Consider the following 18,063-nt stretch of genomic DNA (forward strand, 5'->3'; position numbering starts at 1 on the left):
TTACTCTGTCTCCTCCTTAAATGAAATAGTCATATGATAGGTTCCATTATTGCTTCCTTGCATCTTTAAATCATATAAAATATCTAATGAACCTGTGGTTGCTTGCTGTTCCACTTCTAGCGCCAGTCTCTTTGTATCGGTAACTAGCTGAAATACGCCGTAAGGACTTTCGTAGCTGCCGACCTTTTGTTTATTAATAAGAAAAGGAAGGCGCATTTTGACTGCTCCACTTCGAAGGATTAATCCTTCCTTTTCTGTGATTTTAATAATTGTTTTGATGGTACCTTCTTCTATGATTTCTTCATATTTTATATATTTACTAGTATCTTTTTCTAAGTATTGACCAAACCCAATCCACTCAATACTTTCTTTATTTTTCCCGTTATATATATGTGTTGTAACGTGTAATTTTACAGGCACTTGTTGCCCTGATGGTTGAGACAACGACAACACTTCCTTTTCATTTACTGTGTAACTTTATAAGTATAAATTTTTTAAAGGGGAAGTGCAAGATGGTTCGCAAAAGAACGAAGATATTCTCTCTTGACATAACCCTATATGTAAAAAACCTACAGTACAATCTGCAGGTTTTCGCTTTAATAGTTGCTTAGTTCCTTGATTGGTGTTTGGATAATCACAGGATTTTTAGATGGATCAAGCCATTTTAAAACCTTCACAACGTTTGCTTCTGAAGTTGCTGTACAGCCTAGCGTATAACTATTTGCAATATGGAAGAAAATTGCGCTTCCTTTATTAGGAACTCGCTTTGTATTATAGTCAATAACAAATCCATATTTGTATGCCGGCACATTCAAATTTTCGGCACTTTTCCATTGACCTTTTGTTTTCTTTTTCGACTGCCATGTGTTATATAGCTTAGATTTCGGATCATCTACCCAGACATCATCATTGGTTATCTTTCGATAAGGTAATTTTGTCCCAGGATTTTTTTGTGTACCAAACGCTGTTCCGATCGTAAACTTCCCAATGGGTGATTTTTTTCCGCCTTCACTCATATTTGAAGTAAAGCCATATTTCCCAATATGTCCAGTTGTCGTTAAAACCGGAATCCATTCACCCTTTTTATTTTTTTCAAAAGTGCGAATCTCAGCAGAGGATATATTATAGCCATTTGAAGTAACAAGAATCAATTGTTTATTCTTTCCTACTGTTTTTAGGCCAGCTGCTAATTTTTTTGGTTCTGCGGGTTTTTTGGTTGTTAGGTATTTACTTGATGCCCAGCCTGTTTTGCTGCCCACCGTTACCTTGCTCCAAGATCCCTTTGTTTGTGATACTTTTAAAGATTGATTTTTTTTGACTGTCGCAACTACTTTATAGTTGGTTCCTGTACCACTTCTCACATTTAACGTACTTGCTGTAACATACATCGTTTTTGTAGATGTCGTTGCCTTTGCTGCTGGCTTTTTTGTCGTTAAATATTTGTTAGAAGCCCAGCCTGTTTTCTTTCCAACTGTCACTTTATCCCAAGACCCTTTTGTTTGGGTTACTGTTACAGCCTGATTTTTCTTAACGGTTATCACTACTTTATAAGAAGTACCTGGACCACTTCTTATATTAAGAGTGCTTGCTGTCACATATTTCGTTTTTTTACTAGCAGCTTGTACCGTATTTACTGAATGAAAGCCCGCAAATAAAACCATTACCCCTACTAGTAGAACAAAAATCCTTTTACCCATTTTCATCCTTCTCCCTATGTAATATGATGCCCTCCTTTTCATGGACAAGCATACGCCAAATGCTCCATATATAGTCTAGCAGAACACTATTTCAGTTTCTTAATAACCACATTACAAAGCTACAATATTTTCCTAGTCATTTTCTAAAGTTAATGGTTGAATTTAAAATTTCTAATAATAAAGCCAAACAACCATATGAAATCTTTCGTACAATTGTTTGACTTTATTTCTAGCTGGAAACTATGTCCCAGCTTATTAAAATTATATTATTTTACAAACCCTAAAATCATTTCACGGATTAATTTACTTGCTGTATTCGCTGTTTGCTCAGATGGATCGTAAATTGGCGCTACTTCAACTAAATCCGCTCCAACTACCTGAACATTAGAGCGCGCTATTTCATGAATGGATGCTAATAATTCTTTTGAAGTAATTCCTCCTGCATCCACCGTACCTGTTCCAGGGGCATGCGCTGGATCTAAGACATCAATATCTATGGTTACATATACAGGTCTGCCTGCAAGTGTTGGCAAGATTTCTTTTAATGGCTCTAGCACCTCAAACTTAGAAATATGCATCCCTACTTCTTTCGCCCACTGGAACTCTTCTTTCATTCCAGAACGAATCCCAAATGAATATACATTTTTGGGACCAATTAAATTGGCTACTTTTTTGATCGGCGTGGAATGAGACAATGGCTCTCCTTCATATTCATCGCGAAGATCTGTATGGGCATCCATATGTATGATAGCTAAATCCGGATATTTTTTATACATTGCTTGGAACACGCCCCACGATACTAAATGCTCTCCTCCCATTCCAAGCGGAAATTTATTATCACCTAATACTTTGTCCACAAATTCTTCAATCATATCTAAGCTGCGTTGTGGATTTCCAAATGGTAAAGGAATATCCCCTGCGTCAAAATATTTTACTTCCTCAAGCTCTCTATCCAAATAAGGGCTGTATTCTTCTAACCCAACAGAAACCTCTCGAATTCTTGCTGGGCCAAAACGGGAGCCAGGACGGAAGCTAACGGTCCAGTCCATTGGCATACCATACAATACTACTTGGCTTTCTTCATAATTTGGAAAACTTTTAATAAATACATTTCCTGAATACGATTCGTCAAAACGCATTAGTCATCTCTCCTTTTTATTCAAAGACAGTCCAATCATTCCCTTGATTTGCTGTTATCCCCGTCACAGAGATCTTGAACAAACTTTGGTAAGATGAAGGCTGCTTTGTGTAACTCTTTCGTATAATACTTTGTCTCTATCGAATGGAAGCGACTTTCTGGAACATTTAATGGATCATACTGTTTAGATCCAATTGTAAATGCCCACATGCCACTTGGATACGTCGGAATATTGGCGATATATAATCTGGTTATCGGGAATATTTCCTTTACATCTCTTTGCACGGAACGAATGAGCTCTCCTTTAAACCAAGGATTGTCACTTTGAGCAACAAAAAGTCCATCGTCCTTTAATGCTTTCGCTATTCCTGCATAAAAGCCCTTTGTAAACAGATTAACAGCTGGACCCACTGGTTCTGTGGAATCAACCATAATAACATCGTATTTCTTCTCGCTTTTGGCAATATGCATAAACCCATCGCCTACTTGTACATCTACTCTTGGATCATCCAGCTTACCTGCTATCTCTGGTAGAAACTTCTTACTATATTCAATTACTTTACCATCAATATCAACAAGCGTCGCTTTTTTGACACTAGGATGCTTTAAAACTTCTCGAATAACCCCGCCGTCCCCACCGCCAACAACTAGAACATACTCAGGATTGGGATGTGTAAACAGTGGAATATGTGCTACCATTTCGTGGTAAACAAACTCATCTCTAACAGAAGTCATCACCATATCGTCCAATAATAGCATATTTCCCCATTCTTCTGTTTCTACCATATCTAACTTTTGAAACGGTGTTTGTTCTGTATGTAATGTACGCTTGATTTTCATAGTGATTCCAAAATCGTCGGTCTGCTTCTCTGTAAACCAAATTCCCATTGACATATCCTCCATTCATTTGATTGGTATAAAGTTTCTTATATGCTAAACATTCCTAGTTTCTTCATTTCTTGTGAGTACAATCTTCTTTTTATACTTCCCAATCAAACAAATAACAAACACGAAAAAAGTATAGTGGATATTCGTAGAAAAGCAAAGATTTTTTTTATATTCCATGATAAAAATGTTTAAAACGCCAATCTTTACCACATACTAGTTTTATCTATTTATCTTTCATTAATGCGATAAAAGAACAAAGAAGGTTCTACTTAGGAGGTGTCATGTTTTGGAAGTCATTGTAAATAAACTTAAAAACTCTGGGAAATATTTACGTCTATTGATTATATTAGGACTTCTTTTCATGATAACCGCAAGCATGATTTTTATCGGTATATATGTATATGCTCGTACACTAGGTCCTCCACCGCTAGCTGTTTCTCAGTCAACAATCTACTATTCAGATGATGGCAGCATTATTGGCGAAAGCAGCAATGGACAGAAAAGGTATTGGGTATCCATTGATGATGTTAGTCCCTATTTAGTAGACTCTACTGTTTCTATTGAAGATAAAAACTTTTATTCTCATCACGGCTTTGACTATAAACGAATTGGCGGTGCTATTTTAGCCGACATAAGAGCAATGGCAAAAGTTCAAGGCGCGAGCACAATAACCCAGCAATATGCTCGAAACTTATTTTTAGAGCATGAAAAGACGTGGAAGCGAAAAATTGCAGAGGCATTTTATACACTTCGATTAGAAATATTCTATACAAAGGATGAAATTCTAGAAGGCTATATCAATACCATTTATTATGGTCATGGAGCATATGGAGCAGAGGCTGCAAGCCAATACTACTTTGGAAAAAAGGCCTCCGAACTAACATTAGGAGAGGCAACCATGCTTGCTGGTATTCCGAAGGGACCTAGTATATATTCTCCTTTTTCATCGATGGAGAATGCGAAAAAAAGACAGGGCATCATCCTAAATTCCTTAATTGAAAATGGATATATAACAGAAGAGGATAAGCAGTTAGCTTTAACGGAAAAACTGTCGTTAGTAGGAAAATTTCCAAATGCTAGTGTCGAAACAGCTCCTTATTTTCAAGATACTGTAAAAAGCATTCTAAAAAACCAGCTTCATTTAGATGATAAAACGATTCAATTAGGTGGATTAAGAGTGTATACAACCTTGAATACAGAGCAGCAAAAAATAGCAGAGGAAACGATTAACCAGACGATAAATAAGGATAGTAATATACAAATTGGCTTCGTTGCCATGGATCCAGCTACAGGCCACGTTAAGGCAATGGTAGGTGGAAAAGATTATGAAGAAAGTCCATTTAACAGAGCAATTCAAGCAACTCGGCAACCTGGTTCGACGATCAAGCCTTTATTGTATTATGCAGCTCTTGAACATGGATTTACACCGGCTACGATGATGAGCAGCGAACAAACAACCTTTCGCTTTGATGATGGGAGAGATCCATATACCCCGCATAATTTTAACAATCAATATGCCGATGGAAATATTACCATGGCACAGGCACTAGCTGTCTCTGATAATGTTTATGCGGTTAAAACCCATCTTTTTTTAGGGCAAGATACATTGGTAAAAACAGGCAAGAAATTCGGCATTACAACCGATTTACAAGAGGTTCCATCTCTCGCTCTTGGAACGTCTAATGTTCGTGTGATTGATATGGCAAATGCCTATAGTATATTTGCCAACGGAGGAAATAGGGTATCTCCTGTTTTCATTACAAAAATTGAGACAAATGATGGGCAGATTCTCTATGAACATAAGACAAAACCAGAAAAGATTTTAGATACGGATTTAACGTTTGTGATGAATCAAATGATGACAGGCATGTTTGACCCTACTCTTAATGGCTATGCCTCTGTAACAGGAAGTACTATTAAAGACGACATCACAAGAATTTATGCAGGAAAATCTGGCTCCACTGAATCAGACAGTTGGATGATTGGTTATACTCCACAGCTAGTATCCGCTGTTTGGACAGGCTATGATCAGGGAGAGCCTATAACGTTAGCAGCCGATAAAACATATGCAAAGAAAGTTTGGGTTCAGTTTATGGAACATAGTTTAAAAAAAGAGCCGATCAAAGGATTTACACCAACTAAAGGTACTGTTGGCGTTTATATCGATCCTAAGAGCGGCAAACTCGCATCAGCTGCATGTGATACAAAAAGAATGATGTACTTTACTAAAGATACTGTACCAACAGAATTTTGTGCTGATTTACCAAAAGAAGACTCTAAGGAAAAACCAGCAAATAAGGACAAAGCAAAAGAAAAAGTACCATGGTATAAACGAATTTTACCGTGGTAGAAGGAACTTGATAAAGCATACTACCAGCTCTTTTGAGTGTAGTATGCTTTTTTGTTTAGGTGCAACAGGGTAAAGCTCCCCTCTACTCCCTTTCCCCTTACTTCCTCTCCCCAAAGGACTCAGACAACGGTTCTATCACCTATTCCTCCTCAAGCCATACATCTTCTATATGCTTTCTTTTTTGCTGCTTGTTTATTTTCCGATATTCTTTCGATTTAAAAATAATATCGAAATCATAATCTTGCGGATATAGCTCTGTTCCTTTTATATAGAGCTTTAATCGTTTTTGGTTCACGGTTCTTTTTTCCTGTCGAACCTGCACTATATATCTTCCTTGTACATCAGGACCTTGATAAACAATTCCCATTTCATCCGTCTCTGTAAGAATCACATTATCTCCTCTCTCAAAAATAGGCTCCCGGGATGGAAGGGTATTAGTCGTTTTTTTCTCTACTGCCTTTCGCGCGTATTTATTGATTACAATTTGCTGCTGAAAATCCAGCTCCTTTAAATTCTGTTCATGATGGAAATTCCGAAATGTTTTATACGTTATCTGGTGCGCCTTTTCAATGAGCTTAGGGTGCAAGCCTAATTTACTTGCAATTTCAAATGCCTGGCTTCTTCCGCTTTGTCCCAGTAATAGTTTATATGTTGGTCGCAATGTATTGATATCAAATTCCATTGTTCCATTTAAAAAGCCTTCTGTTTGATCTGCAAATTCTTTCATCTCGCTATAGTGAGTGGTCGCAAATAAGGTTGCTCCTTTTTGATAAAGTTGTTCTAAAATGACAATAGCAAGAGCCATACCTTCTCCGGGATCGGTCCCTGATCCTAGCTCATCAAGCAATACAAGGGATCGGTCATTGGTTGTTCTTAAGATATCAATTATATTTACTAATCTGGAGCTAAATGTACTTAAATTTTGTTCAATACTTTGTCCGTCGCCTATATCCACAAATATATGTTGAAAAATGGCGATTTTACTCCCTGCTTTCGCTGGAATTAATAAGCCAGATTGAGCCATCATTGTTAATAAACCAATTGTTTTTAATGTGACTGTTTTCCCACCTGTATTTGGTCCTGTAATAACAAGGGCACGATGCTCTTCTCCAAATGAAATAGTTAAAGGAACTGCTTTGTCTCCAAGCATTGGATGACGAGCCTCTTTTAAATAAATCGTATGATCTTCTGATAAGAAAGGCGGCTTTGCAGCAATTACTCGGCTATATTTTGCTTTCGCAAATAAAACATCATAATAGTGCATCGTTTCTATTGCTAAATTAATGGCCTCTTCCTCAGCCAAGAGCTTCTCCGTTAATTCATATAGAATTCTTTCTACTTCAGATTCTTCTGCTAGCTTCATGGTTTCGATTTCTGCTTGCATGTCAGCAAGTTCAATTGGCTCAATAAATACCGTCGCTCCAGATGCGGATGTATCCAGTACACTACCTTGGATTTTCGTTCGATATTCTCTTTTTACAGAGAGGGTCAAATGACCGTTACGCTCTGAAACAATTTTGTCCTGAAGATAGCCCGTATATTTTTTCGATTTCACTAATTGACTCGCTTTTTCTTTTACTCGATCTGTCAGGATGGACAGCTGTCTTCTTAAATAGGCTAGATCACTAGAAGCATAATCATCCACATTACTATGTCTAATACATCTTGCTATTTCCTCTGTAAGCTCTCTAACATCAGGAATGGATTGAACATAAAGCGAGACATTTGGTGCCGCATATTCCTTATCCTTCATAAATTGTTTAAGCTTGGTACAATGTTCCAAAAAGGAAATAACAAACGGAAATTGATCTGCTCGAATATAAATCCCTTTTTTTGCTTGGCTTAAATAAATAGACATTTCATCAAGTGTATGAATCGGCACACTACTAGATATTTCTATGATTTTCATAGCCTCTTCTATTTCCTTGATTGACTGCTTCATTCTTCCTTTATCCTGCAGCGGCCGCAGTTTTCGTATTGTCTTTTTCGCTAAATTTGTTTTGGCATAGGATTCTATCTCTTCTAAAATTTTATAAAAACCTAATACTTCAAATGCCTGTTGATTCATTTTAATTCCTCCTATTTTTCTTCAAATAGCCCTTAAAAATAGAAAAAGCCAGCGTGAACAAACGCTCACACTAGCTTTTTGGGGTAGACCTATCCGCTTTAAAGTGCCGGATTAGGAGATCCTTTGCAATAAAGAAATAAAAACTATGACAAATATGCCATAGCTTTTTATCATCTATTGCTTGCTATGAGGCTTATTCTTAACCTTCCTTGAAATACCCATGCTAAATAAACCGGTATATCCCCAGTTTTTTAACAAAATTCAAGGCCGTATATAATTAACGGTTAGTTAAGAACATTCACACTCATAAAACAATCTCCTTTAAAAGGGCTTTTTATTTTTTATTCCCTTTTAGTTTATCGATTTTTCTTTTCTTTTGTCAACATTTTCAAAAAATTAATTTACTAAAGAGAAAATTTCATTTCTCAATAGTTAAGAAGGGGATAAGTCTTGTTTCAGCTGTTCTACAGAGTTATCCCATAGTCGCTGATCATGTTTTTTCAAAAAATCTGCCAGCACCTTTTTAGACTTCTCATCCATATGATCGACCATAATATGTCTTTTCATACTTTTATCCATCTTATTCACATGCTCTGGAAGAGACTTATAACCCCTGCGAATAGAACGATCCACAGTCATTTCACATGCTGTTACACCAGCATAATAAGGACCTTCAGGCTTACGGTCAATTGTCACCCAGACTAACCAGTAAGGCTTACCATTAGGAACCTCTTCTTTTGTTTTCAAAAATTTGATGCCACGTTCCACTGCACTTCTTGCATGCATGGCGCCGATATCAACGATGGCTTCTCCCTCTTCTACATCAATAATAACAGGAGATACATTTTCTAAACTAAGACTGCCAATTCCAAAGCCTTTATGCCCATCGGTTGGGTCATTTTTAATAATATTAAAGCCTATTGTTTTCTTCTTTTTTTCTTCCATGTTCATACTCCTTTTGCGATTTATTATAAATGATCGCGGATTGGTATAGCTTGACGATTTTTTATTTGTCGTGTATATAAAGCCGACTTTTATCCTCTGCAAAATCAAAAGAACAATTGATTAAACAGCGATAGAAAAAAGTATCGTATCACTTCAATCCAAGGGAATATCGTATAGCTTGATAAACCTGTAACAATTAATACAATAAATAAAATAGATCCATAAACCTCATACTTGGACATCGCTGCTCTTACCCGCGAGGAAACGAGATCTTCAATAATTCGATAACCATCTAAAGGGGGCAAAGGAAGCAAATTAAAAGCAAAAAGTAATAAGTTCATATAAACAAAAATTTCAAAAAACGGATATAAATCAAAATTACTTCCCGCTGGTACTTGTAACTTTATTAATATTGCAATAATGATAAAGCCAAGAAAAGCTAGTATTAAGTTACTGACAGGACCTGCTAAAGTGACTAATACTCCAGCTAATTTTGGTCGTTTAAAATAATGACGATTAACCGGTACTGGCTTCGCCCATCCGAATCCTGCGATTAAGATAAAAATTGCCCCTATGAGATCAATATGAGCGATTGGATTTAGCGTTAATCTTCCTTGCTTTTGCGCCGTGGGATCTCCAAATTTATAGGCTACAAATGCATGTGCGAATTCATGAAAGGTAAAACCTACTACAATGGAAATAATAATATAAGGCAAATCCGCCAAATTTTGCGAAAATAACAAATGATTAGCTCCCCTCTATACACAGTTTCTATGGAAAATGAATATTCTCTATCTAGTAATGTTTCCTTTTAAAATTATACATGATATTAAATTGGAAAGGAAAATTTTCTTTTGTTGCCTCTTCATAAGACTCTATTTAAATGCATATACGCTGATTAGAAACTTGCACTTTTCCAAGAAATATGAAAAACTACAATCAAAACTAAGGAGGATTTGAACAAATGCCATATGTAACTGTAAAAATGTTAGAAGGTAGAACTGAGGATCAAAAGAGAAATTTAGTAGAGAAAGTAACAGAAGCAGTTGTGGAGACAACAGGCGCACCAAAGGAAAAAGTAGTGGTCTTTATTGAAGAAATGCCTACAAACCATTATGCTGTTGCAGGCAAACGCCTAAGCGATCAGTAAAAAGAGTTCAAAAAGGTCCCGTCCAGCAATTCAAATCGTTGCATGGCAGGACCTTTTTTTAATGATTTCTTTTCTCTCTTAGGCTTTCAATATACGCATATGCAATCTCTATTTCTTCTTCCGTATATTTTTGCTTGGCCTTTAATGTGAATACTTTTTCCTTCACTTCTTCCTTTGGAAGGCTATCAAAGAAAAGAACGGTTGACACAAGCTCGAGGAAGCGAGAATTCTGGCCATTCATATCTTCTAGACAAGGAGACAAATCAGGCATTTCCACCTCATTAAGATCCAAAAATTCCTTTCCATTATCGGTTAAAGTATATCGATATTGGAAATATCCTCCCTTTTTCTCTTTTACTTCATTCAAAAAACCCATATTGCATAATTCTTCTATTCGCAAGGTTAATTCTTCTGAATAGGGACCGAAAAAATGAAACTGATATTTTTCATGAAATGGAAAATCGAGCTTTTTTGCGATATATATCATTTTTTGCAGCTTTTTTCTTCCAATAATTTCGCCCGAAGCAGCAATTGCTTTCATTACTTTGGCATGATCTTTTAACAAATTGGGTCATCTCCTACTCCATTTAATCCTAAGACATACATCTATTGAATATCCAACAATTGACGAATTTGTTTTTTTATTTCCCCTTTGGAACTGTCATCCTTTAAAATATCCTTAGGAAAATATAACTTGTGATCGGTTCTTCTTTTTCCAGAAATACTATCAACAATTTCTGATTCTCTGGAAAGCTCTCTAATTTCTCCGTTTTTCATCAATAGATGAATCGGTAATCGCTCTTCCTCTTCTCCAGGTCGATAAAAATCATAGGGAAGATCTGACGAAGAATCGACAACTAAATAATACTCCGGATCCAACCCTACTTTATGGAATAAACCAGATAATTCTTGAAGCTTTTTATACTCTTTAGCTGGATCAAACTCCACGTATTTAAAAAGATTTCGGTTCATAAACCTGCGGCAGAGATCCTTCAAAACGGCATCATCTTCTTCTTGCCACATCTGAAAATAATAGAGAATAATAGCCTCATCCAATTTTAAGTAGTCTTCTAACGATGTTTCGTCTTCAAAAATTGAGTAAAAATGAATAGGGTGATATTTAAAAGAGTAGAATTGCTCGTGTAAATATTTCGCTCTATGTAGAATTTTCGTAAGAATTACTTCCGCACTTCTTGTCACTGGATGGAAATAGACCTGCCAGTACATTTGATAACGGCTCATAATATAGTCTTCCACCGCGTGCATTCCGCTTTTTTTAATAACAGCCTGATCTTCACGCGGGCGCATTACACGCAAAATTCGTTCCATATCGAAATTCCCGTAGCTAACCCCTGTAAAATATGCATCTCTTAGCAGATAATCCATTCGGTCTGCATCTATCTGACTGGAAATTAAACTAACTACTAGTTTTTCCTTGGAGGTTTTAGCAATTATTTCTGCAACCTTTTTAGGAAAGTCCTTCTCTACTTTTGTCAAAACCTTATTGACTTCTGTTTTTCCTAAGATAATTCTGCGTGTAAATTCTTCATGATCAAGATCAAACACTTTTTCAAAAGAATGAGAAAAAGGGCCATGACCTAAATCATGTAGTAGAGCGGCACATAAAGAAAGCAACCTTTGGTCATTGTTCCATTCTTCTCGGCCTTCAAAAACATCATCAATGATTCTTCTAACAATTTCATATACTCCTAGAGAGTGATTAAACCTGCTATGTTCTGCACCATGAAAGGTAAGATAGGTCGTGCCCAGCTGTTTAATTCTTCTCAGTCGCTGAAATTCTTTTGTTCCAATCAAGTCCCATATCACTCTGTCGCGAACATGAATGTAGCGATGGACAGGATCTTTAAATACTTTCTCTTCATTTAGCTTATCCGTCGAATATGGCATCTTTCTCACTCTCTTTCGTTCATTGGCTATTTTTTATTCATTCTAGTAATTAGAGTTATTCCATATTCTAAAGATAGAAAAAGAGGGTTCCGTTGTAGGCATTTTAAAAGGGAAAAATCATGGCTTTCTCCATAAAATAACTATCCAGTGGAAACTCCTCTGTTTTACTAAGGCTCTGTTCTTTTTCATTGTTGTTTTACACAAAAAATTAAAGTATTGACAGCTTTCCATTACTTTTTCAGCTTCGCATTGACTTTATCCATTAACTCTTCTTCTGTTAATGCGGCTAGTGGACGATTATTGACAAAAGCAAATGTTTTTTTACGACCAGGCCCACAATAGGATTGACAGCCTATATCAATTTTAGCATCTGGATCAATTTGCTTTAAACGAGGTATTAACGTTTTTAAATTCACTGCCTGACAATCGTCGCAAACACGAAATTCGTTTGCCATTTGGACAACCCTTTCTATACTTGCTCTCCAATAACGTTATCGAAAATTCATTCGACAACATTCTCACTTATTACTATATGGTATTTTACCCCTTCTCCACTAGCAATGCAAGATGCAAAAGATTGTAAAATAGTGACGAATTTGTGGAGAAAATCCACTGGCCCTACAGTATCATTCCCTTACTACTATCATTATATTTTTTGTAAACTAGCTTGCTTCTCTATATTAATTAATCAATATGCGTTATAATTTTCTCTTGAATATAGGGAGGTTATACAATGAACAAAAGTAGAATATTAGTAATGTGCAGCATTGTTCTTGCAATGCTTATTGCCTCTATTGATACGACTATTATGAATACAACTATGCCAATTATTGCAGAAGAACTTGGCGGTACGGAATTGTACGCTTGGTCTTTTGCTGCTTATATGATAGCAAGCACAATTCTATCACCAATTGCTGGAAGACTTTCCGATCTATTCGGACGAAAAAAACTGTTTGCTTTTGGAATTATTGTCTTTTTAATTGGTTCTCTGCTATGCGGAATCTCATCCACTATGACTCAATTAGTTATTTTTAGAGCATTGCAAGGGATGGGAGCCGGATTCATGATGCCATTTCCTGCTATCATTGCCGGGGATCTTTTTTCTATTGAAAAGCGAGGGAAAATCCAAGCATTGTTTACTGGCATGTGGGCTCTATCCGCCATATTAGCCCCTACTCTTGGTTCTCTCTTTGTAGAATTTATGAGTTGGAGATGGATTTTTTATATCAATTTACCAGTATGCATTATTGCACTACTAACTTTAATTCCATATAAAGAAGTCTATCAGGCGAAAAAGGCACAGGTGGATTACATCGGAGCAATGCTATTTGGAATCGGAATAACTTGTTTATTACTAGTTACAGTGCTTGAAAACTACCTTTATCTTTATGCTATAGTAGGTGTCCTTCTGTTAATTAGCTTTTATTTCTTTGAGAAAAGACAAGCATCTCCTATTGTTCCGTTATCCATTTTCAAAAATAAGACGATCACTTGGATGTTTATTAATGGATTTGTTGGAACATTGGCCTTATTTGGAACATCGAGCTATATTCCATTATTCCTACAAAATCAGGCAGGGCTGTCTGTATTATGGAGTGGCGTTTCTCTCCTTGGCCTATCGGTTGGATGGATGGCCATGTCTGTTCCTGCAGGGAAATGGATATTAAAATATGGCTATCGCATTCTATTAATTATTGGAAATGCACTATTGCTGCTTTCAGGAATATTATTAGTATTATTAAATGAATCAAATGGCTTCTGGTACGTATTTATTCTTATGGTCGTACAAGGCCTTGCATTCGGCTTACTAAGTACAGTAGGTGTGATTGGTGCCCAGGCACTAGTTGGAAACCATGAAAAGGGTATATCCACCTCTTTCTTTATGTTTTGCCGAAACATGGGAACAGCTATTGGCGTAACGATTATGGGATCTTTGCTAAATAGTGGCGCAACCTTTATGGATGGCATTCACCATCTCTTCCTATTTGGATTTATTGTTAGCATATTTGCTTTTCTTTCAGCATTCTTCATTCGAAACGAAGGAACTTTAAGCGAAAAAAACGTATAGAGATTTCCCACCTTATCTATCTTAAAAACAGTCGGTTTATCGCCGGCTGTTTTTTTCATCCTCTTTATCCGCTAATTTCCCTTTTTTCTATTCTATAAAAAAATCTACTATCCTTGTATTTCTTTTGTATAAACATCCAAGTTTCTGGAAAAGATGTGACTAGAAATATTTATTTATCGTGATTAAGTTGGGAGTTGAGTTATCAATGAAAGTTAGACAAGACGCATGGTCAGAAGAAAATGACCTATTATTAGCAGAAACAGTTTTAAGACATGTGCGAGAAGGGAGCACACAGTTAAATGCCTTTGAAGAAGTTGGGGATAAACTAAACAGAACTTCGGCAGCCTGTGGATTCCGCTGGAACGCAGTCGTTCGCCATCAATATGAAAAAGCACTTCAGCTTGCAAAAAAACAACGAAAGCAACGACAACGGATGTTAGGAAAGGATCAAGGCGGCAAGAAAAAACTATTATATTCACCACCAGTGCCAACAGTGGATGATTTTGAAGCACTTACCGTATCCACTAATTTAGAAATCGGTTCTATGGATTTGGATGCGTTGGAAACATTCATTACAACTGAAACATTAGAAACAAATGTTACTAGTCCACAAGAAGAAGAGCTTGCAAACTATCAATCAGAAGAAGACGCACAGCCATTACCAGCATATGAAGCGAAACAAGCACCTGCCTATTCATCTGTAAAGCATAGCCAAGCTGGCACACTAAATTTCGACATGGTTCTTTCCTACTTACAAAATTTCCGAAATGCTACCATCCAGTTGGAAATCCTAAAAAGCGAGAATGAAAGATTAAAAAGAGAAATGTCTTCCATTAAAAGTCGAAACAAGGAATTAGAAGACAAGCTCCATCAAATCGAAAACAACTCAGAAACAATGCAAGAAGATTACGAGACACTGATGAAAATTATGAACAGAGCCCGAAAACTCGTCCTACTAGAAGAAGACGAGCGCCCAACCAAATTTAAAATGGACCGAAACGGAAACCTCGAAAAAGTCGCAGAGTAACTAAAAAGCGGAGGCGCCTTGCTTATCAGCGTACAAACTGGTCGACTAAGATCGCCACGTCCTGTGGCGACGTCGACACTAGTACATCCTATACGTCGAAGGGCTTCGACTGAGATAAAGGATACACGGCGAACGCTAGTGAGTCGATGTTGACTTATCGTAGGGAGAAGACTGAAGTTTGCTAGCTGATAGGCGCTGGAGCTGGATTATGTTAAAGCGGAAAGGGACTGTTTAGCGGCGTGTGGGGTGGAGCAGCATTTCCTGAGATATAGGAAACACAGTGAGCGACAGCGATCTGATGTTGACTTATCGTAGGGAAAGGCTAGCCCATCACCCAAAGCTACTACAGCGGTCCACATTTATTAAAAAGAGAGAGTATTAATAGTTGGCAGCACATTTCTCGATTATAAATAGAGGATAAGAAAAGGGATTTTCTCTACTTGAAGTCCCCTTCCTTATCCTCTTTTTGGTTTTAGCGAAATGGCTGCATGATTTTATCGTTTCTTTCCACGACCCGATCATAATAAGATTCAAATAGCGAAAGTTCTTCTCCTTGTAATTGATCTGCAAATAAAAATTCTGCATGATCCTTTAAAGCGAGTAACAATTTGGTCATAACTTGATCAACCGTTAAAGAAACTCCTAACAATTCTGCTAAGGATGCCATTACTTCAGGGTTTATTTCAGGATACTCAAACTTTGTCGTCTCTCCTTGTAGACCATAAGAATAAAATTGTTTGATAATCCCTGCTCTATCCTGTCCACTTCCATTTACGCAAAGATAAATTTGCACAGCAACTCCGCTTCTTAAGCGTCTCTGGGAAATTCCAGCGAATTTTTTTCCATCAATACTTAAGTCATAGCTGCCCGGACAATACGAACCAACAATCTCTTTTGCTTCAATTGTTTTTCCATAATCACGGAACATATATTTAATCAATTCGAACATAGTATCATAGCCACTGTTAATATCAATTCGTTTCTCCTGCTCTGGGAGAATAAGCGATATATTTAACACATCCTTATCTAATACAACAGCTAGACCACCTGAATTACGAACAATATAGTGGTATCCCTGCTCCTTTAAAAAAGTTAATGCCTCTTTCAAATGTGGTAATCTCGTATCTTGAATTCCTAATACAATTGTCCGATCATGGACCCATGTTCTGGCCGTGGCTGGTGCCATCCCGCTTCCCACGGAAGAACATAAGGTATCATCCATACCAAAAGATGTGAGCGCGGATACATGTAAACCTGTTGTGGACTGATCAATAATTCTCCATTTTTCTTGTTTTAATAAACTAGTACTGCCAACCATCACTTAGCTCCTTCTGTTTTACCAACCATCTATTCTATTTTAAAAAGATTTAGCCCTCTTTATTCATCACAATGATTTATTATAGCGAATTTAGAGCTATTTCAAAAGCAATCTTCTCTTTTTTGATATATTTTTCGTATCCTTACTTAGGGATAAACTTAAATCTGCTTTGTTCATTCGCTCCAATCTCCTAAATAGAAAAACCACTTAATCAGTGACAGCGACTATCCATACTTTGTATAACTTAGAATTTTCATTAAGCTTCTTGTACATGTGGGAGTAAGATGAAGATAGATAACATAAACAAAAAAGACGCCTCCCATTCTAAGGAGACGCCTGCTTTTAAATTTATTTTGTTAAGCTTTGACCAGCTGTAATTAAAGCTAATTTATAAACATCTTCTTCGTTACATCCACGAGAAAGATCGTTTACAGGAGCATTTAATCCTTGAAGGATTGGTCCCACTGCTTCAAAGTTCCCTAGTCTTTGTGCAATTTTATAGCCAATGTTACCAGCTTCTAGGCTAGGGAATACAAATACGTTTGCATCACCTTGAATAGGAGAATCTGGAGCTTTTTGTTTTGCTACAGATGGAACAAATGCAGCATCAAATTGGAATTCACCGTCGATTACTAATAACGGATCTCTTAATTTAGCTTCTGCTAATGCACCTTCTACTTTTTCCGTTTCTGGTGATTTTGCAGAGCCTTTTGTAGAGAAGCTTAACATTGCAACACGTGGATCAATGTCAAACATTCTTGCTGTTTTCGCACTTTCCACAGCGATTTCTGCAAGATCTTGGCTGTCTGGAGTAATATTGATTGCACAGTCTGCAAATACATATTTCTCCTCTTCACGAACCATGATAAATACACCAGATGTCTTTTTCACACCTTGTTTTGTTTTAATGATTTGTAAAGCTGGACGAACAGTATCTGCTGTTGAGTGAATCGCACCACTTACTAGACCATTTGCTTCGTTAGCATATACAAGCATTGTTCCAAAATAGTTTTCATCTAAAAGAATTTTACGAGCATCTTCTTCCGTTACTTTTCCTTTACGTCTTTCCACAAAAGAAGCAACTAGTGCATCAAATTGAGCATACTTCTTTGGATCATAAATTTCTGCATTTTCTAATGAAACACCAAGATTGTCTGCTTTTGCTTGAATTTCTTCTATGTCACCAATTAAAACAGGAATTAACACTTTATCTTCCGCTAAACGACCAGCAGCTTTTAAAATTCGCTCATCTAAAGCTTCTGGGAAAACGATTTTTACGTTTTGGCCCGTTACTTTTTCCTTTAAACCTGTAAATAAATCACTCATTAATTTTCTTCCTCCTTTTTATGTACACTTAATAGGATACTCTACCATCATAAAATTTCAAGAAATTTTCCTTACTTTCTTCTATTTTCATCCCATATAAAGCAAGATTCACTCATCTACCAATCAAAAGAAGATGAAGACAAAAAACATTAGTTATAGTTCTATTTATACAATCTGATA

Annotated in this window: 16 protein-coding genes; 4 read left to right on the forward strand and 12 right to left on the reverse strand. The window is 36.7% G+C overall.

The window, feature by feature from the left end:
• From BCI01S_RS04500 to speE, 4 genes are all read right to left on the reverse strand, one after another.
• Positions 1–444 carry a YwiB family protein gene (locus BCI01S_RS04500; protein WP_047940779.1) on the reverse strand — a complete coding sequence of 148 codons (444 nt, stop codon included), beginning with the start codon at positions 442–444 and terminating at the stop codon, positions 1–3.
• 152 nt (positions 445–596) lie between these two features.
• Positions 597–1,697, reverse strand: a complete 1,101-nt coding sequence (locus BCI01S_RS04505) for an SH3 domain-containing protein (protein WP_061797273.1) — start codon at positions 1,695–1,697, stop codon at positions 597–599.
• Positions 1,698–1,963: 266 nt separating this feature from the next.
• Positions 1,964–2,836, reverse strand: coding sequence for an agmatinase (speB, locus tag BCI01S_RS04510; protein ID WP_047940781.1), 873 nt, complete (start codon positions 2,834–2,836; stop codon positions 1,964–1,966).
• 35 nt (positions 2,837–2,871) lie between these two features.
• Complete coding sequence (gene speE, locus BCI01S_RS04515; protein WP_047940782.1) at positions 2,872–3,723, reverse strand: spermidine synthase; 852 nt, start codon at positions 3,721–3,723, stop codon at positions 2,872–2,874.
• Between the two features lie 286 nt (positions 3,724–4,009).
• Between speE and BCI01S_RS04520 the strand changes: the two genes are divergently transcribed.
• Positions 4,010–6,073, forward strand: coding sequence for a transglycosylase domain-containing protein (locus BCI01S_RS04520; protein ID WP_047940783.1), 2,064 nt, complete (start codon positions 4,010–4,012; stop codon positions 6,071–6,073).
• 139 nt (positions 6,074–6,212) lie between these two features.
• Here BCI01S_RS04520 and BCI01S_RS04525 read toward each other — a convergent pair whose 3' ends face one another.
• From BCI01S_RS04525 to BCI01S_RS04535, 3 genes are all read right to left on the reverse strand, one after another.
• Positions 6,213–8,141, reverse strand: a complete 1,929-nt coding sequence (locus tag BCI01S_RS04525; protein WP_061796894.1) for an endonuclease MutS2 — start codon at positions 8,139–8,141, stop codon at positions 6,213–6,215.
• Positions 8,142–8,573: 432 nt separating this feature from the next.
• The gene (locus BCI01S_RS04530) at positions 8,574–9,086 is read right to left on the reverse strand and encodes a YwhD family protein (RefSeq protein ID WP_047940785.1); all 513 of its coding nucleotides are present in this window, start codon (positions 9,084–9,086) and stop codon (positions 8,574–8,576) included.
• Positions 9,087–9,190: 104 nt separating this feature from the next.
• Positions 9,191–9,829 (reverse strand): site-2 protease family protein, encoded by a 639-nt coding sequence (locus BCI01S_RS04535; RefSeq protein WP_047940786.1) that lies wholly within the window; start codon positions 9,827–9,829, stop codon positions 9,191–9,193.
• 221 nt (positions 9,830–10,050) lie between these two features.
• Between BCI01S_RS04535 and thmT the strand changes: the two genes are divergently transcribed.
• Positions 10,051–10,236: a 2-hydroxymuconate tautomerase gene (gene thmT / locus BCI01S_RS04540; protein ID WP_061796896.1), complete on the forward strand. Its 186-nt coding sequence runs from the start codon at positions 10,051–10,053 to the stop codon at positions 10,234–10,236.
• A gap of 58 nt (positions 10,237–10,294) precedes the next feature.
• Here the strand turns inward: thmT and BCI01S_RS04545 are convergent, their stop codons facing one another.
• From BCI01S_RS04545 to BCI01S_RS04555, 3 genes are all read right to left on the reverse strand, one after another.
• Positions 10,295–10,801, reverse strand: a complete 507-nt coding sequence (locus BCI01S_RS04545) for a YwgA family protein (protein ID WP_047940787.1) — start codon at positions 10,799–10,801, stop codon at positions 10,295–10,297.
• Positions 10,802–10,842: 41 nt separating this feature from the next.
• Entirely contained in the window at positions 10,843–12,144 is a 1,302-nt protein-coding gene (locus BCI01S_RS04550; protein ID WP_047940788.1) for an HD domain-containing protein, read from the reverse strand.
• A 230-nt stretch (positions 12,145–12,374) separates the two neighbouring features.
• The gene (locus tag BCI01S_RS04555; RefSeq protein WP_047940789.1) at positions 12,375–12,599 is read right to left on the reverse strand and encodes a YuzB family protein; all 225 of its coding nucleotides are present in this window, start codon (positions 12,597–12,599) and stop codon (positions 12,375–12,377) included.
• A 278-nt stretch (positions 12,600–12,877) separates the two neighbouring features.
• On the opposite strand from BCI01S_RS04555, the gene BCI01S_RS04560 reads away from it, so the two are divergent.
• Positions 12,878–14,212, forward strand: coding sequence for an MFS transporter (locus BCI01S_RS04560; RefSeq protein ID WP_061796898.1), 1,335 nt, complete (start codon positions 12,878–12,880; stop codon positions 14,210–14,212).
• Between the two features lie 205 nt (positions 14,213–14,417).
• Positions 14,418–15,239 (forward strand): RsfA family transcriptional regulator, encoded by an 822-nt coding sequence (locus BCI01S_RS04565; RefSeq protein ID WP_061796900.1) that lies wholly within the window; start codon positions 14,418–14,420, stop codon positions 15,237–15,239.
• A 472-nt stretch (positions 15,240–15,711) separates the two neighbouring features.
• Here the strand turns inward: BCI01S_RS04565 and lipL are convergent, their stop codons facing one another.
• Together lipL and pta are read right to left on the reverse strand one after the other, a co-directional pair.
• The gene (lipL, locus tag BCI01S_RS04570) at positions 15,712–16,557 is read right to left on the reverse strand and encodes an octanoyl-[GcvH]:protein N-octanoyltransferase (protein ID WP_061796902.1); all 846 of its coding nucleotides are present in this window, start codon (positions 16,555–16,557) and stop codon (positions 15,712–15,714) included.
• 348 nt (positions 16,558–16,905) lie between these two features.
• Positions 16,906–17,883: a phosphate acetyltransferase gene (pta, locus tag BCI01S_RS04575; RefSeq protein ID WP_047940793.1), complete on the reverse strand. Its 978-nt coding sequence runs from the start codon at positions 17,881–17,883 to the stop codon at positions 16,906–16,908.
• Positions 17,884–18,063: the final 180 nt, after the last annotated feature.

The organism is Niallia circulans NBRC 13626 (assembly GCF_001591585.1).
GTDB classification, from domain to species: Bacteria; Bacillota; Bacilli; order Bacillales; family Cytobacillaceae; genus Niallia; species Niallia circulans.